22 protein-coding genes are annotated in these 16967 nt (G+C 62.5%); 11 read left to right on the top strand and 11 right to left on the bottom strand.

Features of this window, described 5'->3' with window-relative positions; all coding sequences use genetic code 11:
- Positions 1 to 2: 2 nt before the first annotated feature.
- From PST29_RS25075 to PST29_RS25060, 4 genes are all read right to left on the bottom strand, one after another.
- Complete coding sequence (locus PST29_RS25075; RefSeq protein ID WP_060844594.1) at positions 3 to 938, bottom strand: MerR family transcriptional regulator; 936 nt, start codon at positions 936 to 938, stop codon at positions 3 to 5.
- A 3-nt stretch (positions 939 to 941) separates the two neighbouring features.
- Positions 942 to 1892, bottom strand: a complete 951-nt coding sequence (locus PST29_RS25070; RefSeq protein WP_060844593.1) for a YbgA family protein — start codon at positions 1890 to 1892, stop codon at positions 942 to 944.
- Positions 1893 to 2012: 120 nt separating this feature from the next.
- The gene (locus tag PST29_RS25065; protein WP_015636962.1) at positions 2013 to 2228 is read right to left on the bottom strand and encodes a TIGR02450 family Trp-rich protein; all 216 of its coding nucleotides are present in this window, start codon (positions 2226 to 2228) and stop codon (positions 2013 to 2015) included.
- Entirely contained in the window at positions 2225 to 3211 is a 987-nt protein-coding gene (locus PST29_RS25060; RefSeq protein WP_060841012.1) for an NAD(P)/FAD-dependent oxidoreductase, read from the bottom strand. The genes PST29_RS25065 and PST29_RS25060 overlap by 4 nt, the downstream gene beginning before the upstream one ends.
- Positions 3212 to 3405: 194 nt before the next feature.
- Here PST29_RS25060 and PST29_RS25055 point away from each other — a divergent pair, with 194 nt between their 5' ends.
- Positions 3406 to 4308, top strand: a complete 903-nt coding sequence (locus PST29_RS25055; protein ID WP_060844592.1) for a TIGR01777 family oxidoreductase — start codon at positions 3406 to 3408, stop codon at positions 4306 to 4308.
- A gap of 13 nt (positions 4309 to 4321) precedes the next feature.
- Positions 4322 to 5347 (top strand): ferrochelatase, encoded by a 1026-nt coding sequence (hemH, locus tag PST29_RS25050; RefSeq protein ID WP_060841010.1) that lies wholly within the window; start codon positions 4322 to 4324, stop codon positions 5345 to 5347.
- Positions 5348 to 5402: 55 nt separating this feature from the next.
- On the opposite strand, the gene PST29_RS25045 is transcribed toward hemH, so the two are convergent.
- A complete protein-coding gene (locus PST29_RS25045; protein WP_060841009.1) occupies positions 5403 to 6677 on the bottom strand; it encodes a uracil-xanthine permease family protein in 1275 nt (424 codons plus the stop codon).
- 2 nt (positions 6678 to 6679) lie between these two features.
- Positions 6680 to 7318: a uracil phosphoribosyltransferase gene (upp, locus tag PST29_RS25040; RefSeq protein ID WP_011063386.1), complete on the bottom strand. Its 639-nt coding sequence runs from the start codon at positions 7316 to 7318 to the stop codon at positions 6680 to 6682.
- A gap of 166 nt (positions 7319 to 7484) precedes the next feature.
- Between upp and PST29_RS25035 the strand changes: the two genes are divergently transcribed.
- The 4 genes from PST29_RS25035 (at position 7485) to PST29_RS25020 (ending at position 9450) form a co-directional block, all read left to right on the top strand.
- A complete protein-coding gene (locus PST29_RS25035) occupies positions 7485 to 8042 on the top strand; it encodes a hypoxanthine-guanine phosphoribosyltransferase (protein ID WP_042941423.1) in 558 nt (185 codons plus the stop codon).
- 3 nt (positions 8043 to 8045) lie between these two features.
- Positions 8046 to 8519, top strand: a complete 474-nt coding sequence (locus PST29_RS25030) for a WbuC family cupin fold metalloprotein (protein ID WP_060844591.1) — start codon at positions 8046 to 8048, stop codon at positions 8517 to 8519.
- Positions 8520 to 8613: 94 nt separating this feature from the next.
- The gene (locus tag PST29_RS25025) at positions 8614 to 9099 is read left to right on the top strand and encodes a hypothetical protein (protein WP_060841007.1); all 486 of its coding nucleotides are present in this window, start codon (positions 8614 to 8616) and stop codon (positions 9097 to 9099) included.
- Between the two features lie 63 nt (positions 9100 to 9162).
- Entirely contained in the window at positions 9163 to 9450 is a 288-nt protein-coding gene (locus tag PST29_RS25020; RefSeq protein WP_060841006.1) for a PA4642 family protein, read from the top strand.
- Positions 9451 to 9516: 66 nt separating this feature from the next.
- Here the strand turns inward: PST29_RS25020 and mqo are convergent, their stop codons facing one another.
- Entirely contained in the window at positions 9517 to 11028 is a 1512-nt protein-coding gene (mqo, locus tag PST29_RS25015) for a malate dehydrogenase (quinone) (protein ID WP_060841005.1), read from the bottom strand.
- A 736-nt stretch (positions 11029 to 11764) separates the two neighbouring features.
- Positions 11765 to 11998 (bottom strand): hypothetical protein, encoded by a 234-nt coding sequence (locus PST29_RS25010; protein WP_060844590.1) that lies wholly within the window; start codon positions 11996 to 11998, stop codon positions 11765 to 11767.
- 206 nt (positions 11999 to 12204) lie between these two features.
- On the opposite strand from PST29_RS25010, the gene PST29_RS25005 reads away from it, so the two are divergent.
- Positions 12205 to 12789 (top strand): YajG family lipoprotein, encoded by a 585-nt coding sequence (locus PST29_RS25005; protein ID WP_060841003.1) that lies wholly within the window; start codon positions 12205 to 12207, stop codon positions 12787 to 12789.
- A 90-nt stretch (positions 12790 to 12879) separates the two neighbouring features.
- Here the strand turns inward: PST29_RS25005 and PST29_RS25000 are convergent, their stop codons facing one another.
- A complete protein-coding gene (locus PST29_RS25000) occupies positions 12880 to 13086 on the bottom strand; it encodes a hypothetical protein (RefSeq protein ID WP_016964398.1) in 207 nt (68 codons plus the stop codon).
- Between the two features lie 188 nt (positions 13087 to 13274).
- Between PST29_RS25000 and PST29_RS24995 the strand changes: the two genes are divergently transcribed.
- Positions 13275 to 13562 (top strand): hypothetical protein, encoded by a 288-nt coding sequence (locus PST29_RS24995; RefSeq protein ID WP_173655916.1) that lies wholly within the window; start codon positions 13275 to 13277, stop codon positions 13560 to 13562.
- A 66-nt stretch (positions 13563 to 13628) separates the two neighbouring features.
- Here PST29_RS24995 and PST29_RS24990 read toward each other — a convergent pair whose 3' ends face one another.
- Positions 13629 to 14795 carry a 1-acyl-sn-glycerol-3-phosphate acyltransferase gene (locus tag PST29_RS24990; protein WP_060841001.1) on the bottom strand — a complete coding sequence of 389 codons (1167 nt, stop codon included), beginning with the start codon at positions 14793 to 14795 and terminating at the stop codon, positions 13629 to 13631.
- Positions 14796 to 14934: 139 nt separating this feature from the next.
- On the opposite strand from PST29_RS24990, the gene PST29_RS24985 reads away from it, so the two are divergent.
- From PST29_RS24985 to PST29_RS24975, 3 genes are read left to right on the top strand one after another with little or no spacing between them, the layout of a single operon-like run.
- Positions 14935 to 15117, top strand: a complete 183-nt coding sequence (locus tag PST29_RS24985; protein ID WP_060841000.1) for a CPXCG motif-containing cysteine-rich protein — start codon at positions 14935 to 14937, stop codon at positions 15115 to 15117.
- 15 nt (positions 15118 to 15132) lie between these two features.
- Positions 15133 to 15393: a putative signal transducing protein gene (locus PST29_RS24980; protein ID WP_060844589.1), complete on the top strand. Its 261-nt coding sequence runs from the start codon at positions 15133 to 15135 to the stop codon at positions 15391 to 15393.
- Positions 15394 to 15428: 35 nt separating this feature from the next.
- A complete protein-coding gene (locus PST29_RS24975) occupies positions 15429 to 16049 on the top strand; it encodes an SOS response-associated peptidase (protein ID WP_060840998.1) in 621 nt (206 codons plus the stop codon).
- A gap of 123 nt (positions 16050 to 16172) precedes the next feature.
- Here the strand turns inward: PST29_RS24975 and PST29_RS32910 are convergent, their stop codons facing one another.
- A complete protein-coding gene (locus PST29_RS32910; RefSeq protein WP_370059449.1) occupies positions 16173 to 16916 on the bottom strand; it encodes a methyl-accepting chemotaxis protein in 744 nt (247 codons plus the stop codon).
- Positions 16917 to 16967: the final 51 nt, after the last annotated feature.

Here is a 16967-nt window from a genome sequence, read left to right as displayed (position 1 = left end):
GTTCAGAAGAGTCCTCGCTCGAGCAGCGCCTGGCAGGCCGTTATCGGGTCCTGGGCCAGGTGCAGATCGGCGATTTCAGAGAGACATACGGACCACTCGGCGGGATGGATGCACACCGCAGGTCCGGCGATGAATTTTTTGCAGCCGATGCCGTTGAGCAGCCTGGGCAACTGCGCAGGGTTGAGGGCCTTGCTTGAATACAGCAGCAGGCCCCGGGCCAGCAGGCGTTCGACGGCCAGGGCCAGTTCGGCGCCGGGCAGTGGCCAGTCGAAGACTTCCACCGGGCAATCGGCGCTGCTGGCCAGCCAAGCGGTCAGCCACAGGTGGGGTTCCAGCGGCAGGTCCGACTGGTTGACCAGCAGCAGCGGTGGGGCCTGCAGCTGTCGATTGTTGTGGTAGATCCGTGCCCCCAGCTTGCTGCGCAGCCAGGAGTAGAAGAACACCTGCTCCATCTGGCTGCCGAACTGACCCTGCCAGCGCTGCTCCAGTTCTGCCAGCAACGGCATCAACAGGTGCTCGCACAGGGTGCGCGGCGGATACAGGGCCATGGCCTGGTTGAAGGTGTCGTCGACCTTGCGCTCGGCCAGTTGGCTGATCGCCAGGCTCAGGGTCTGGCGCAGGCGTTGCCAGTCATTCTCGGCCGGTGTGCTGGTGCTTGGGGCGCTGTCCAGCAGGTGCTTGACCTGGCTGACCGCCACCCCGCGATTGAGCCAGGTGAGGATGGTGAGGATTTCCTGCACCTGCTCCTGGGAGTACAGGCGGTGGCCCTTTGGGGTGCGCAGGGGCACGATCAGTCCGTAACGGCGCTCCCAGGCGCGCAGGGTGACGGCGTTGACCCCGGTCTGGCGCGCCACTTCGCGAATCGGCAGCCAGCCTTCATCCAGGGCGCGCCGGTAGTGGGCGCTGTTGTCTTCGGCCTGTTGATCGAGTGCTTTCATGGCTCAGATCGCGTTGCGCAGGCTGAGGTTTTCCGGGTGCGGCTGCAAATACAACTGCTGGGCGATGTAGGGATCGGGGTGCTGGCGGAAGTGGTGCTTGAGCAGGGTCAGGGGCACCACCAGAGGCACGATGCCGTGACGGTACTGACCAATGACATGCTGCACTTCCTGCTTGTCCGCGCTGCTGATGGCTTGCTTGAGGTAGCCGCTCAGGTGCTGCAGCACATTGCTGTGGGTGCCGCGGGTCGCGCATTTGCTCAGCGCCGCCATCAGCTCGCTGAAATAGCGCGGGCCGATCAGGCTCGGATCGCTCTTGCCCATGCTGCCCAGCAGATTGCCCAGGGTCTTGTACTGCACCGGGTGATGGGCCATCAGCAGGTATTTGCAGCGCGAGTGGAAGTCCGTGAGGGCGCGGCGAGTCAGGCCCTGCTTGAGCAGCGCCTGCCAGTCGCGATAGACGTAGACCCGAGTCAGGAAGTTTTCCCGCAGCACCGGATCGTTCAGGCGCCCGGCTTCTTCCACTGGCAGATCGGGATGTTTCTGACAGAACGCCTGGGCATAGATGCCGCGACCGCCGTTGCGATGGGGAATGCCGTTGGCCTGGTACACCTTGACCCGCTCCAGGCCGCAGGAGGGCGAGTTCTGCATGAAGATGTAGCCGCAGATGTCATCGACCTCGGCCGCCATGCGCTCGCCATATTCGGCCAGGGGCAGGGTGACGTCCAGGCTGGGGTCCACGGTGCCCACGGCCCGCGGCTGCTCGGGGTCGCCGACCAGTCGGATAGGTTCGCGGGGGGTGCTCATGCCGATGGCGACTTCCGGGCACAGGGGCACGAAGTCGAAGTGTTCGCTGAGGACTCGGCTGCACAGCCGGGACTCTTTGTGTCCACCGTTGTAGCGGACTTCCACACCCATCAGGCAGGCGCTGATGGCAATTTTCGGCTTGGCGGACATGCTGCAACCTCCAGGGCTTACCTGTACAAAAACCTAACGTTGTACAACTTGTCTTCATCATAGAATTAAAGTTGTACAAGTCAAATTGTTTGTATAGGTATTGACCTGCGGTTGCGCCGGTTACCGCCAGCCCATTCGCCACTCGCTGTCGTTTTGGAGGGTTTGCCAGCTCAATCGCTGGCAGCGCCGGGTGAGCACCGCTTGCAGTTCGATGTCCAGCACGGTGCCTTCTTCATCGCAGAAGAGTTCGGTGACCAGAAAGTGCTTTTCGCGGCGCTGCGGATGGGCTGCCGTCCATTTCGACAGCAGCAGTTTGCGTGGGTTGAGTCGATTCACTGCAGGCTCTCGTGCAGCCGGCGTGCGGCCTCCTGGCCACTGAGCCAGGCGCCTTCGACCCGACCGGAGAGGCACCAGTCGCCGCATGCATACAGCCCCAGGTCGGCGTCGGCCAGGGCGCCCCATTCATGGCTGGTGGCCGGGCGGGCGTAGAGCCAGCGATGGGCCAGGCTGAAGGTCGGGGCGGGCATGACGCTGTGCAGCAGCTCGGCGAAGGCCCCGTGCAATTGTTCGGTCACGGCCTCCTTGGAGAGGTCGATGTGCTGCCGACTCCAGGTGCTGGTGGCATGCAGGATCCAGGTGTCGAGGTGGCTATCGCGTCCAGGCTTGCTGCGGTTGCGGGCCAGCCAGTCCAGTGGACTGTCCTGGACGAAGCAGCCTTCCATCGGGGTTTCCAGTGGGGTATCGAAAGCCAGGGCCACGGCCCAGGTGGGGTCCATTTTCACCCCGGCGGCCACCCCGGCGAGCTTCGGCGCGGCGGCCAGCAAAGCGGTGGCTTGCGGCGCCGGCGTGGCAATCACCACATGGCTGAAGGGGCCGTGGGTAAAGCCTTCGGCGTCCTGCAGGTGCCAGTGCTGTTCGCCACGGAAGACCTCGGTGATGCGGCAGGCGAAGTGCACTTCGAGGTCGCCGATCAGGGCGCGGGTGATGGCGCTCATGCGTGGCGTGCCGACCCAGCGGGTCTGCTCATCGGGGGAGGGGCTGAGCTGGCCGCCGTGGGAGTTGTAGAGTTGCGGTGCCCATTCGGCGACCCAGCCCTTGGCTTGCCAGCGCTGGACTTCGGTGACGAAACGACGGTCCCGGGCGGTAAAGTACTGGGCCCCCAGATCCAGGCTGCCGGCATCGCTGCGCTTGCTCGACATGCGTCCACCGCTGCCGCGGCTTTTGTCGAAGAGTTGGATGCTGTGCCCGGCATCTCGAAGTGCCTGGGCGGCGGAGAGTCCGGCGATGCCGGTACCAATGATTGCGATGGGTACTGTCATAGGGGCCTCGTTTACCAGTCTGTACAGATTACGCCGCTACTAAAACCTGTACAATATTGTTTTTTGGTATAGCTTTCGGCGTCATCGGTTGTGCAGGTTGTCTATCGTTAAGTCACAGCCTGTCCGATTGAAAAGATCCCTGCTTATAAAAATAGACTAGTGATTCGGGTAAAACGCCACGCGAGGAAGATGTCATGCATATATTGCTGACCGGCGGTACTGGTTTGATCGGGCGTGCGCTGTGTCGTTACTGGCAGGCCCAGGGTCACCAATTGAGTGTATGGACGCGCCATCCCGAAAAAGTGGCCGCTCTGTGCGGCCCTCAAGTGCGGGCCATCAGAACTTTGCAAGAGCTGGACCAGGCGCCGCTGGATGCGGTGATCAACCTGGCCGGCGCCCCGATTGCTGATCGGCCCTGGACCCACAAGCGCAAGGCCCTGCTGTGGGGCAGCCGTATTGCCCTCACCGAAACCCTGCTGGCCTGGCTCGAAAGTCGCCAGAGCAAGCCCAAGGTCCTGGTTTCGGGATCGGCGGTGGGCTGGTACGGCGACGCAGGGGAGCGGGAACTGAGCGAGGATTCGCCGCCGGTCAATGAAGACTTTGCCAGCCAGCTGTGCATTGCCTGGGAAGAAACGGCCCAGCGTGCCGAAGCCATGGGGGTGCGTGTGGTGCTGGTTCGCACCGGTTTGGTGCTGTCTGCCGAGGGCGGCTTTTTGTCGCGCCTGCTGCTGCCATTCAAGCTGGGACTGGGCGGTCCTATCGGTAGCGGCCGGCAGTGGATGCCGTGGATTCATATCGACGACCAAATTGCCCTGATTGATTTTCTTGTGCATCAGGATGAGGCACGGGGTCCTTATAATGCCTGCGCGCCGAAGCCGGTGCGCAACCGCGAATTCGCCAAGAGCCTGGGGCGGGTGCTGCACCGTCCGGCGCTGATGCCGCTGCCGGCCTTTGTCTTGCGCCTGGCCCTGGGTGAGTTGTCGTTGCTGTTGCTGGGTGGCCAGCGTGCCGTTCCCGCGCGTTTGCTGGAGGCGGGATTCACTTTCCAGTTCACTGATTTGTCCGCGGCCCTGGACGATATTGCCAGCCGCCTTTGAAATAGGACGTTGCATGACCGATCACGCGTTGCTCCTGGTCAATCTCGGTTCGCCGGCCTCCACTTCGGTGGCGGATGTGCGCCGCTACCTCAACCAGTTCCTCATGGACCCCTATGTCATCGACCTGCCCTGGCCGGTGCGGCGGTTATTGGTGTCGCTGATCCTGATCAAGCGCCCGGAGCAGTCGGCCCATGCCTACGCCTCGATCTGGTGGGAGGACGGTTCGCCGCTGGTGGTGCTCAGCCGCCGCTTGCAGCAGGTGATGAGCGAGCAGTGGAAGCAGGGCCCGGTAGAGCTGGCGATGCGTTACGGCGAGCCTTCGATCGAGTCGGCGCTGCTCAAGCTGGTGGCCCAGGGACAGAAGAAAATCACCCTGGCTCCGCTTTATCCACAGTTCGCCGACAGCACCGTGACCACGGTGATCGAGGAGGCCCGACGCGTGGTGCGCGAGCGCAAGCTGGATGTGCAATTGAGCGTGCTGCAGCCGTTCTACGATCAGCCTGAGTACATCGAGGCCCTGGCGGCCAGTGCCAGACCCTACCTGGCCCAGGAGCATGATCATCTGCTGCTGAGCTTCCACGGTCTGCCGGAGCGGCACCTGACCAAGCTCGACCCTACCGGTCAGCATTGCTTCAAGGATGCCGACTGTTGCCGCAACGCTTCTCCCGCGGTGTTGGCCACCTGTTACCGCGCCCAGTGCCTGCGAACGGCATCGGCCCTGGCCGAGCACCTGGGACTGGCGGATGGCACATGGTCGGTGTCCTTTCAGTCGCGCTTGGGCCGGGCCAAATGGATCGAGCCCTACACCGAGACGCGCCTTGATGAGCTGGCCAAGCAGGGCGTGAAGAAGCTGATGGTGATGTGCCCGGCGTTTGTCGCCGATTGCATCGAGACGCTGGAGGAGATCGGTGATCGCGGGCGCGAGCAGTTCCGTGAGGCGGGGGGCGAGGATCTGCTGTTGATCCCGTGCCTGAATGACGACCCGCAATGGGCGCAGGCCTTGAACACCTTGTGCGCCAGGGCGCCGTTGGCGTTGTAAACAGCTTCGCTGGCAAGCCAGCTCCTGCGGAGCGGACTTGCCGGCGAACGCGTCTTCAGATCAAAGGCTCGTCGGCCTTCTTGTTCTTCCAGCCGTCATTACCCGGCAGCACCAGGTTCAGTACGATGGCGACGATGGCGCACAGGGCGATGCCCTTGAGGCCGAAGTCGTCCGGACCGGTGCCGGTTCCCACCAGCACGCCGCCAATCCCGAACACCAGGGTGACCGAGACGATCACCAGGTTGCGGGCTTCGCCCAGGTCGATCTTGTGGCGGATCAGGGTATTCATGCCCACCGCAGCAATCGAACCGAACAGCAGGCAGAGGATCCCGCCCATCACTGGCACCGGAATGCTTTGCAGCAGGGCGCCGAACTTGCCGATAAAGGCCAGGGAGATGGCGAAGACCGCCGCCCAGGTCATGATTTTCGGGTTGTAGTTCTTGGTCAGCATCACTGCGCCGGTGACTTCGGCGTAGGTGGTGTTGGGCGGGCCGCCGAACAGGCCGGCTGCGGTGGTGGCGATGCCGTCACCGAACAGGGTGCGATGCAGGCCGGGCTTCTTCAGGTAGTCGCGACCGGTGACGCTGCCCACGGCAATGACTCCGCCGATGTGCTCGATGGCCGGAGCCAGGGCCACAGGGACAATGAACAGGATCGCCTGCCAGTTGAACTCCGGTGCGGTGAAGTGTGGCAGTGCCAGCCAGGGGGCGGCGGCGATCTTCGCGGTGTCCACCACGCCGAAGTAGAAGGACAGGGCAAAGCCCACCAGCACCCCGGAAATGATCGGCACCAGGCGGAAGATGCCTTTGCCGAACACCGCCACGATCAACGTGGTGAGCAGCGCCGGCATGGAGATCATCATGGCCGTCTGGTAATGGATCAGCTCGCTGCCGTCACCGGCCTTGCCCATGGCCATGTTGGCGGCGATGGGGGCCATGGCCAGGCCGATGGAAATGATCACCGGGCCAATGACCACCGGCGGCAGCAGACGGTCGATGAAACCGGTGCCCTTGATCTTCACCGCCAGGCCGAGAAAGGTGTAGACGAAGCCTGCCGCCATCACGCCGCCCATGGTCGCCGCCAGGCCGAACTGGCCCTTGGCAAGAATGATCGGGGTGATGAAGGCAAAGCTCGACGCCAGGAACACCGGCACCTGGCGCCCGGTTACCAGCTGGAACAACAGAGTCCCGAGACCCGCCGTGAACAGCGCCACGTTCGGGTCAAGACCGGTAATCAGCGGCATCAACACCAGGGCGCCAAAGGCCACGAAGAGCATCTGTGCGCCAGACAGCACCTGGCGCCAGAGCGGATCGTTGAACTCGTCCTGCATGATCAGGAGTCCTTCTGCTTGGTGCCGAAGATCTTGTCACCGGCATCACCCAGGCCAGGAATGATGTAGCCATGTTCGTTGAGCTTCTGATCGATGGACGCGGTGTAGATGGTCACGTCCGGGTGGGCCTGTTCCACGGCGGCGATGCCTTCGGGAGCGGCCACCAGGACCATGGCGCGGATGTCGCGGCAACCGGCCTTTTTCAGCAGGTCGATGGTGGCGACCATGGAGCTGCCGGTGGCCAGCATCGGGTCGATGATCATCGCCAGGCGCTCGTCGATCTCCGGTACCAGTTTTTCCAGGTAGGTGTGGGCCTGCAGGGTTTCCTCGTTGCGGGCCACGCCCACGGCGCTGACCTTGGCGCCCGGGATCAGGCTCAGTACGCCTTCGAGCATGCCGATACCGGCGCGCAGGATCGGCACCACGGTAATCTTCTTGCCGGCGATTTTCTCGACCTGGACAGGGCCGCACCAGCCCGGGATTTCATAGCTTTCCAGGGGCAGGTCTTTGGTGGCTTCGTACGTCAGCAGGGCACCGACTTCCTGAGCGAGCTCGCGAAAGTTCTTCGTGCTAATGTCTGCGCGGCGCATAAGGCCAAGTTTGTGTCGGATCAGCGGATGGCGGATCTCACGGATGGGCATAGGGAAAGGCTCCGGCGGCGGGCAAAAAAAACGGCCTAGATTAATCTATCCGGGGTGGTTGTCCTATAGACATAAAGTACGTTAGTCCAGAAACGCTTGATCTGATCGGGCCGGATGCGTACCTTTGCCCGCTTTTCCGAAACTGCCACCCCCCTTGGAGAGCGCCATGTCCGCTGATCTCGAGCATATCCGTCAAATCATGCGCGAGGCTGACTGCCTGTACACCGAAGCTGAAGTCGAGGCGGCCATCGCCCGTGTCGGTGCACAAATCACTGAAGAACTGGCTGAGCGCAATCCGGTGGTGTTCTGCGTCATGAACGGCGGCCTGATCTTCGCCGGCAAACTGCTGACCCACTTGCAGTTCCCCCTGGAAGCCTCCTACCTGCACGCCACGCGCTATCGCAACGAAACCAGCGGTGGCGAGCTGTTCTGGAAGTCCAAGCCGGAAGTCTCCTTCATTGACCGCGACGTGCTGATCATCGATGACATTCTCGATGAGGGGCACACCCTGGGCGCCATCATCGACTTCTGCAAACACGCCGGCGCCCGTGCCGTGCACACGGCAGTGCTGATCGACAAGGAACACGATCGCAAGGCCCGTCCGGACCTCAAGGCCGATTACATGGGCCTGCCTTGCGTCGACCGTTACGTCTTCGGCTACGGCATGGACTACAAGGGCTACTGGCGTAACGCCGCCGGCATCTATGCCGTGAAGGGGATGTAAGACATGACCGTGCCGAGCTTTCTCGATCAAGCCTTGTTCAGCGACCTGGCTGAGAAGGCGGCGGCCAATCCCCGTGGTCGTCAGCACCACAACTTCCACGCCATGGAAGAGCCTTGCCATCGCATGGCGGTGGCGCTGCAACCCTCGACCTATGTTCCCCCGCACCGGCACCTGAGCGCCGACAAGGCCGAGACCCTGTTGGTGCTCAAGGGGCGGTTGGGCGTGCTGATCTTCGATGAGGCGGGCCAGGTCCAGGCCAAGCGCGTCTTGCAGGCCGGTGGTGACTGCATCGGTGTCGATCTGCCGGCCGGGGTGTTCCATGGCCTGGTTGTGCTTGAAGCCGACAGCCTGATGTTCGAATGCAAGGCCGGTCCTTATCGTCCGGTGAGTGACGGCGAGCTGGCCGCTTGGGCACCCCGGGAAGGTGAGCCCGGGGTCGCCGAATACCAGGCCTGGATGCGTGCTCAGTTCGACTGAGGGTCTGTGCGTAACCTGAGCTTACGATCGCAGGTGGTGAAGATCTGCGGCAAAAACCCGTGCTAGAGTGCTCAGCCCCTGATTGGAGCCTGTCATGAGCCTGTTGATTCGCACTAGCGCGGCCCTTCTTCTGAGCTTGAGCCTGCCCCTGGCAGCTGCCCCGGCGCCCCTGCATGGGCAATTCCTGCCGCCCGATGACCTGACTCTGCGCGACTCGGTTCCTGAACAGCAGCAGCTGTTGCAGGTCACCGAGTACTCGGTGGTGATCGGCAGCCAGCGTCAATCCAATCAGCAGCCGATTCCGGTGACCTCGCCGGTGTGGGTGCGGCTCAAGGGCAAGCCGTTGAACAAGGGCGCCACCATCAGCCAGGTGCTGGTGAATTTCGACGGTGAGAGCAAAAGCCTGAAAAAGCCCCAGTACGACGCCAAGGCCAGGACCCTGACGCTCTATTACCCCCTGGCTCAGTACCGGGCGGTGATGGACCTGTTGCGTAACGACACCGTGTATTGTCAGTTCCTCAGCTACGCCAATGGCCATATCTGGGCCGACTTGCACACCGGCAGCGTGCGTCCGCGTTGAGGCCCGAGGCAGGCTGAGGGTAAACTGCCGGCCCCGTGTAATGTCTGCGAGCTGGAGTCGGCGATGCGTAAAGATAAGAAACAAGTGATTGGTGACGAGATCAGCGACGAGCAGATCAAATTGTTCCTCGATTTCGAGCCGGTCGACGCCACTTCGCCGTCCCTGCACAAGCTGATCAAGGCCTATCGTGGTCTGCGCATCGACGACTTCGAGCGCTTCCTGGTCTTCTTCCTCGAAGCCGGCCTGGACCTGGACGGCAAGGATGAGCACGGCCAGACCTTCGTTGACCTGATCAAGGATCAGCGCAACGCCGCCGACTACATCGAGCTGATGAACAACGCCCGCGGCTGAGTCGTTCAAAACGCATAAAAAAACGCCCCGACCTGCACAGGACGGCGATTTTTTATGGGCGGCGGATCAGGCGCAGCTTTCGGTTTCCTTGCTTGGCTCGACCAGCTCCAGGCTCAGGTTATTTTCGCTGTTGATCTTGTGATACAGCGCCGCGTCGGTTTCCAGGGCCTTCTCCCGTGCCGGGAAAATTTCCTTGAGCTTGGCGGCCCATTCGCCGCTGGCCTTGGCCGGGAAGCAGCGTTCGATCAGTTCCAGCATGATCGACACGGTCACCGATGCACCTGGCGAAGCGCCGAGCAGGGCGGCCAGAGAACCGTCCTTGGCCGCCACCAGCTCGGTGCCGAACTGCAGGATGCCGCCTTTCTTCGGGTCTTTCTTGATGATCTGTACCCGTTGCCCGGCCACTTCCAGGCGCCAGTCTTCGGCCTTGGCTTGTGGATAGAAGCGGCGCAGGGACTCCAGGCGCTGCTCCATGGACTGCATGACTTCGCTGACCAGGTATTTGGTCAGGTCCATGTTGTCCCGGGCTACGGCCAGCATTGGACCGATGTTGCCGGCGCGAACCGACATTGGCAGGTCGAGGAACGAGCCGTGCTTGAGGAACTTGGTGGTGAAGCCGGCATAGGGTCCGAACAGCAGGGACTTCTTGCCATCGACCACGCGGGTGTCCAGGTGCGGCACCGACATCGGCGGCGAACCCACCGCGGCCTGGCTGTAGACCTTGGCCTGGTGCTGCTTGACCACTTCCGGGTTGTCGCAACGCAGCCATTGACCGCTCACCGGGAAGCCGCCAAAGCCTTTGCTTTCTTCAATGCCGGAAGCCTGCAGCAGCGGCAGCGCCGCGCCGCCGGCGCCGAGGAACACGAACTTGGCGTCGACTTCGCGGCTGTTGCCGCTGTTGACGTCCTTGATGCTCACGGTCCAGCCGTTGTCCTTGTTGCGCTTGAGGCCGGTCACGCGCTTGCAGTACTTGACCTGGGCATCCGGTGCGCTGGTCAGGTGCTTGAGCAACTGGTTGGTCAGGGCGCCGAAGTTGACGTCGGTGCCGTTGATCACCCGGGTCGCGGCGATGGTTTCGTCCGCCGGGCGGCCCGGCATCATCAGCGGCATCCACTCGGCCATCTTGGCCTTGTCTTCGGTGTATTCCATGTCCGCGAAAGCGTGGTGCTGGCTCAGCACTTCAAACCGCTTTTTGAGGAAGGACACACCCTTGTCGCCCTGCACGAAGCTCAGGTGCGGCACCGGGCTGATGAAGGACTTGGACGAACCGAAGGTGCCTTTCTTGGTCAGGTAGGACCAGAACTGTTTCGACACTTCGAACTGGGTATTGATGTGCACGGCTTTCTTGATGTCGATGCTGCCATCGGCGGCCTGTGGCGTGTAGTTCAGCTCACAGAGGCCGGCGTGGCCGGTACCGGCGTTGTTCCACGGGTTGGAACTCTCCGCGGCACCCGAATCCATCAGCTCGACGACTTCCAGCTTGATCGCGGGGTCGAGCTCCTTGAGCAGTACAGCGAGGGTGGCACTCATGATGCCGGCCCCAACCAATACGACGTCTACTGCTTCGTTATGCGCCATTAACGCGTCTCCAAAATCTGCAGCACCAAATTGACGGCATGGCTGCCAGGAGTGACGGGGCGGTTCACGTAATGCCCCAGGTTACCCATGGCCAGGATCGCCATGTCCGAATCTTCGCAATTCTTTGCAACTACTGCGGACGCTGCCAACCGGGCCTCAAGGTGCATATGAACGCATCTCGGGGCGCTTCGGGCAATTCGACTTATGGTCGATACATCCGCTCGTGCAACCAAATCCGTCAGCGGACAGGCTTCAAGCACCAGTTCTTGAGGAGTGCTCGGTCCTGTGTAATCGGGCTGTTGTAGAGGCCAATGGTGCCAGTTCAGACGCAAAACTATTCATTTGCTCGCCACACTCTTGTGAAGTTGTGAAAACCCGTTTTTTCACGCTCTTTTGAAGACGTGAACCTCAAAAAAGGGCTGCCTCGGCCTGGCACCTGGCCCGAGCGGTGTTGCCGGCATGCAAGGCACGCGGGCACAACGGGCAAAATTCAGTGGCCGAGCAATGGCAGCTCTGCAGATTCGCGAAAAGTGGAGGTTTGCAAGGTGGTACAGCAAGCACGCCAGCTTCACTCGATCTGTGTGGGCGGCTCTCTGTGGGCGGTGCGGGGTGCCAATGCAGTGGCGTTGGCGGTACTGCGAGGCCCGATCAGGAGACGTCCTTATAATCGGGGGGAGATTGTAACGAAGAAATGCGCAGAAATGATCCTGTTTCGTGACTTTTATTAGGCTGTTGGTCAGGTGGCCAGTATCGGTTGCACCACAGGGCCGCTGCAGCGTGGGCTGATCCGAGCGCTGGCGGGCAATGGCTGGTGCAACCAGTTCAGGCGAACCTCCCGGATTTCCACCCAGCCGTCGCCCACCGGGGCGGCGAGACAATGCTTGAAGGCCTGGCAGCGTCCCTGGCTGTCCAGCAAGGCGAAGCTGCGAAATGACTGACGCGGGGCGAACAGGGAGCGGAGGAAGTTCATGACCAGGCACCTGATTGTGTCATTGACGATAAGAATGACCTTGAACCGTTACATGATGATGTATCGCGGGTGAAAGGCAGGTTACAGGAACCCGCTTGTACGGCACCTGTCTGAGTCTTGACTAACTCGTGCCCGACGCTGGTTCGTCGCGGTTGTGCACCGCTATACTGCGGGCCTGTTTGTGCCTGATTCCTGGAGAGATGAGCATGTTGCAACGCCTGTTGTTCGGTTTGATCACTGTGACCAGCCTGTCGCTGGTGGGTTGCGCCCACAGCCCGCAACAACTGAGCCCGGAGCCGAAGCTCACCACTCAGCTGGCGCCTGTCGGCCATGGTCAGCCGGTGGTGGTGAAGGTAGTGGATGGACGTCCGTCGCCGACCCTGGGCACCCGTGGCGGCCTGTATCCGGAAACCAGCGCCATTACCGTGCAGAGCGCGCAGATCCTGCCGAAGCTGCAGGCCCAGGCCGAAGCGGCGGTGCGCCTGCTGGGCTTCACCCCGACGGCTGGCGGCAGCAACGCCCCGCAATTGACCGTGACCCTGGCCGAGCTCAAGTACCAGTCGCCTAAAGAAGGCCTGTACGTGACCGAGGCCACCATTGGCGCGACCTTCCGATCCGATGTGCAAAACGCCAACCGCCGCTACAGCGGTCGCTATGGCGCGTCCCTGGACCAGCGTTTCGGCATGGCGCCGAACCAGGACACCAACACCAAGCTGGTGGGCGATGTGTTGAGCGATGCGCTGACCCGCCTGTTCAAGGACCCGACCATCGGTCAGATCCTCGGCGAATAAGGCGCTGCAACGGACCTGGATCCGTTGCCGGCCCAGTCGACAGAAGCCCGGTTGCCCCTTCAGGCCGCCGGGCTTTTTGTTGGTCGTGTCTCAGGCCGCTTCGACGTAGAAGTCCAACATGCTGATGCCGGTCAGCAGGTCGGTTTCCGGGAGATCCGCGTGCTGATGGCCGCCCAGCGCGCAATACACCAGCCAGTGCCGGTCCTGAACATTGAAGGCCAGGGCGCCCACCAGCGCCTGCTGTTCTTCACTGGGGGTGATCAGGTAGAGGCGATCCTGGTTTTCTGCGTGCAGCATGACAAGCTCCGTGGGTTTCGAGGGGCGACAGACTGGCTTGTTTGGATGACGAAAAGATGACGCTTTAAATTAATTGCCCCGTGCCTCGTTACTGGTCGGAAAGCCCCCCGCGATTCGACGGCGATTGAGTAGAATCCGCGCGCGGGTGCACTCGGCGACCCGAATGCGGTTTTCCTTCGAGGTTCATGATGTCGCTGCAACTGATCTGGTCGATGTTCAACGCCCACCCCGCCAAATTGATCAACCTGCTGGCCCTGTTGTTCGCCTGTCCGGGCAGCTGGCTGCTGCATGCCACTCGCCGCCGCGAGCAGCGGGCCCTGGCCAACCTGGCCACCCAGAGTGAAGACCGGGCCGTGGATCAGCCGCTGCTGATGCTGGATCCCGCCACTGTGCGCATCAATCGCTTCTTCTATCGTTTCGGTTTCGCCTGCCTGGGGCTGGCGCTGCTGGTGTCCTGGATCAGCACGCGTTTCTGATCCGGCACCAAGCTGCAGAGACGACAACGGCGCCCATGGGCGCCGTTGTGCGTTGCGGGGCCGCGCTTACAGCGCCAGGCCGGCCTTGACCCGGTACTGGTTGCGTACCGGGTTGGCGTATTGCAGCACCAGATAAGGGCGGTGCTCCGGCGGACAGGCATCCAGACGGCGCTGCCATTCTGCCTCGGCCTTGGCCAGTTCCTGCGCCGGGAACACTTCGGCGGCGGCCGGAACCTGCAGTTGCGGGTCGGCGTCGCTCCACTGGGCGTAAGCCAGGTAGTGCACCGGGAACAGGCGGTAGCCGCCGAGAATCTGCCGGTCCATTTCCATCGCCAGTTGCTTGGTGTCTTCGAACAGGGCGCTGATGGGAGCGGCGAAGTTCACGTGGACCCGGCCCTTGTAGCCGGTGATGCCCTTGGCGATGCTCACGTCGTCCTCGCCCGGGGCCTTGGTGTAGCTGCCGGTGGTGGCGCGGATATACAGCTCGCGAGCCTTGGCCTGGTCGCAAGGGTCGTATTCGTAGCTGATGGACACCGGGGTCAGGTTCAGCGAGCGGATCACCTCGCCAAACGGCTCGTCCTTGCGGCTCATGTGGAACATCTTGAGGATGGCCGACTCGGTGCGGTCGTCGCCATCCTTGGCCCGGCCTTCGGCCTGGGCGATCCAGATCGACTGGCCGTCGTTGCGGATCGAGTGGTTGATATAGGCCGAGAGCAGCTGGTAGGCCGCGAGTTTTTCCCGACGACCGCTGATGGAGCGGTGCACGATGAAACTCTTGTTCAGGCGCATCAGGTCGCTGACAAACGGCTTCTGCAGCAGGTTGTCGCCAATGGCGATGCGTGGCGTCGGCAGGCCGGCGTGATACACCGCGTAGTTGACGAAGGCCGGGTCCATGACGATGTCGCGATGGTTGGCCAGGAATACATAGGCGGTGCCCGACTTGAACTGCTCGACGCCGGTGTAGGTCACGCCGTCGGTGGCGCGTTCGATGGTGTGGTCGACGTAGAACTCGACCTTGTCCTGCAACGTGGCCACCGAAGTGACTCCGGCGAACTCGCGGCGCAGGCGATGGGCGATCAGGGGTTTTAGCAGCCAGCCGAACGTGTTGGCAAAACGCGGGAAGCGAAAGTGGGTGAGGATATCTAGAAACGCCTTGTCGCTGAGCAGCCGGGCCAGCACCGCTGGTACTTCGCTGTCGTGGTAAGGTCGGATGGCATCGAATTCGCCCATCATGCTCTCTTGTTAGAAACGGCTAGGGTAAGTAAAGGTTCGGATCGAAAAAAAGCCGGGCGCGGTCTGAAAATGCGGTTCAGACAAAAAAGCCCTGCAAATAGACCGGCGATTATACGCATAAGTCACTCTGGAGACGGCGATGCTGGAAACCGACCATTATCAGTGCCCTTACTGTGGCGAGCAGGCGGAAGCGGTTCTGGACCTGTCCGCTGGCGACCAGACCTACATTGAAGACTGCCCGGTATGCTGCCGGCCGATAGTCTTCACGCTGCAGACCGATGGCCATGAATGGATGCTCGACGTTCACAGTGAAAACGACTGACGGGGAGAGGCTCTCATGCAGCGCATCTACGAGCCGGAAAACCTGATGGAAGGCGAGTTGCTCCAGTGCATGCTGGCCAGCGAGGGCATCGAGTCCCACCTCCAGGGGCGCGACCTGCTCGGCGGGGCCGGGGAGCTGCCGTTGTTCGGGTTGCTGGGGCTGTTGGTGCACGACCATCAGGCGCAGCAGGCACGCGCCCTGATCGCTGCGTACAATGCGGCCCTGCCATTGCCCTTTGACGAACCTGACAGCTTCGCCGGGGTGCTGGTCTGTTAGGCTGAGCGCCGATTTGCCGAGAGTTGTATTGCCCCATGTGTGGACGTTATGCCCTGTTTCGCTGGAACCCCGCCTTTGCCGCCTTGCCGGGATTTCCCGAGGATCAGCGCGCGCAGTGGAATATTTCGCCCAATGATTCGGTGCTGATCCAGCGCGCGGAAAACGGCCAGCGCACCCTGGCCCGGGCCCGTTGGGGGCTGACCCCGGCGTGGCTCACCGATCTGTCGCGCACACCGGCCCATGCCCGGGCGGAAACCCTGGCCGAACAGCCGATGTTTCGCCAGGCATTTCGCGAGCGGCGTTGCCTGCTGCCGGCCAACGGTTTCTATGAGTGGCGTGGTGGCAGCCGCAAGCGGCCTTACTGGCTGACGCCGGGGGAGGGTTCGTCGATCTTCTTTGCGGCGATCTGGGAGGCCTACCCGGTGCAGGAGCAGGTCTGGTTGAGTACGGCGGTGGTGACCCAGGCCGCAGCCAATCTGCGCCGCCCGCTGATCCTCGATGCCGCCGGCCAGGACGCGTGGCTCGATCCAGAGACTCCGTTGCACGTGCTGCAAGCCTTGCTTGCCAGCCCGCCCGCGGCCTTGCGCGAGCGGGTCCTGGCCAATCTGGTCAACGATCCCAAACTCAACGGTCCCGAGTGCCTGACGCCGGCCTGACGGACCGGCCACGGGCACTGATTGCACAAGCAGGCCGTAGGCGCGGGTTAGCCCGCGAAGAGGCCCTTTTGAGAGCGTCTTCGCTGAGCAGCCGGCTCCTGCGCGGGGAGGCGGGTCGCCTGCTTACACCTTGAACTGATTGATCAGGCGGCGTTGCTGTTCCGCCAGCTTGGTCAGCCCGGCGCTGGCCGCACTGGACTCGTCGGCGCCGCCGGCCACTTCGTTGGCCACCTGGCCGATGTTGATCACGTTGCGGTTGATGTCTTCGGCCACGGCGCTCTGCTCCTCGGCGGCGCTGGCGATCTGGGTGTTCATGTCGTTGATCACCGACACGGCCTGGGTGATGGTTTCCAGGGCCTGGGCGGCCTTGGCCGCATGCTCCACGCTCTGGTCGGTCTTGTGCTGGCTGTCTTCCATGACCCGCACCACTTCCCGGGTGCCCTGCTGCAGTTGCTGGATCATCGACTGGATTTCTTCCGTGGCCTGCTGGGTCTTCTGCGCCAGGTTGCGCACCTCGTCGGCAACTACAGCAAAGCCGCGTCCCTGTTCGCCGGCCCGGGCTGCCTCGATCGCCGCGTTGAGGGCCAGCAGGTTGGTCTGTTCGGCGATGCCGCGAATGGCGATCAGGATGGCGTTGATGTTCTCGCTGTCCTTGGCCAGGGTTTGCACCACGCCTACCGCGCGGCCGATTTCCTCGGCCAGGGCGCCAATGGCGCTGGAGGTGTCGCGCACGATCTGCATGCCCTGGCTGGCGGCCTGATCGGCATGGCTGGCGGCTTGTGCGGCCTGGGTCGCGTTGCGCGCCACATCCTGGGCGGTGGCGGTCATCTCATGCACCGCGGTGGCCACTTGATCGATTTCCACCATCTGTTTATGCACACCCTGGTTGGTGCGGATGGCGATGTCGGCGGTGTGCTC

Source organism: Pseudomonas sp. St29, assembly GCF_001547915.1.
Lineage (GTDB): Bacteria > Pseudomonadota > Gammaproteobacteria > Pseudomonadales > Pseudomonadaceae > Aquipseudomonas.
The sequence above is the reverse complement of the archived record's forward strand: the minus strand, read 5'-3'. Positions and strand labels throughout refer to the sequence as shown.

Coding starts and splice junctions, on each gene's coding strand:
- PST29_RS25075 (WP_060844594.1), bottom strand. CDS start 938: ATGAAAGCACTCGATCAACAGGCCGAAGACAACAGCGCCCACTACCGG.
- PST29_RS25070 (WP_060844593.1), bottom strand. CDS start 1,892: ATGTCCGCCAAGCCGAAAATTGCCATCAGCGCCTGCCTGATGGGTGTG.
- PST29_RS25060 (WP_060841012.1), bottom strand. CDS start 3,211: ATGACAGTACCCATCGCAATCATTGGTACCGGCATCGCCGGACTCTCC.
- PST29_RS25055 (WP_060844592.1), top strand. CDS start 3,406: ATGCATATATTGCTGACCGGCGGTACTGGTTTGATCGGGCGTGCGCTG.
- hemH (WP_060841010.1), top strand. CDS start 4,322: ATGACCGATCACGCGTTGCTCCTGGTCAATCTCGGTTCGCCGGCCTCC.
- PST29_RS25045 (WP_060841009.1), bottom strand. CDS start 6,677: ATGCAGGACGAGTTCAACGATCCGCTCTGGCGCCAGGTGCTGTCTGGC.
- upp (WP_011063386.1), bottom strand. CDS start 7,318: ATGCCCATCCGTGAGATCCGCCATCCGCTGATCCGACACAAACTTGGC.
- PST29_RS25035 (WP_042941423.1), top strand. CDS start 7,485: ATGTCCGCTGATCTCGAGCATATCCGTCAAATCATGCGCGAGGCTGAC.
- PST29_RS25030 (WP_060844591.1), top strand. CDS start 8,046: ATGACCGTGCCGAGCTTTCTCGATCAAGCCTTGTTCAGCGACCTGGCT.
- PST29_RS25025 (WP_060841007.1), top strand. CDS start 8,614: ATGAGCCTGTTGATTCGCACTAGCGCGGCCCTTCTTCTGAGCTTGAGC.
- PST29_RS25020 (WP_060841006.1), top strand. CDS start 9,163: ATGCGTAAAGATAAGAAACAAGTGATTGGTGACGAGATCAGCGACGAG.
- mqo (WP_060841005.1), bottom strand. CDS start 11,028: ATGGCGCATAACGAAGCAGTAGACGTCGTATTGGTTGGGGCCGGCATC.
- PST29_RS25010 (WP_060844590.1), bottom strand. CDS start 11,998: ATGAACTTCCTCCGCTCCCTGTTCGCCCCGCGTCAGTCATTTCGCAGC.
- PST29_RS25005 (WP_060841003.1), top strand. CDS start 12,205: ATGTTGCAACGCCTGTTGTTCGGTTTGATCACTGTGACCAGCCTGTCG.
- PST29_RS25000 (WP_016964398.1), bottom strand. CDS start 13,086: ATGCTGCACGCAGAAAACCAGGATCGCCTCTACCTGATCACCCCCAGT.
- PST29_RS24995 (WP_173655916.1), top strand. CDS start 13,275: ATGTCGCTGCAACTGATCTGGTCGATGTTCAACGCCCACCCCGCCAAA.
- PST29_RS24990 (WP_060841001.1), bottom strand. CDS start 14,795: ATGATGGGCGAATTCGATGCCATCCGACCTTACCACGACAGCGAAGTA.
- PST29_RS24985 (WP_060841000.1), top strand. CDS start 14,935: ATGCTGGAAACCGACCATTATCAGTGCCCTTACTGTGGCGAGCAGGCG.
- PST29_RS24980 (WP_060844589.1), top strand. CDS start 15,133: ATGCAGCGCATCTACGAGCCGGAAAACCTGATGGAAGGCGAGTTGCTC.
- PST29_RS24975 (WP_060840998.1), top strand. CDS start 15,429: ATGTGTGGACGTTATGCCCTGTTTCGCTGGAACCCCGCCTTTGCCGCC.
- PST29_RS32910 (WP_370059449.1), bottom strand. CDS start 16,916: ATGGTGGAAATCGATCAAGTGGCCACCGCGGTGCATGAGATGACCGCC.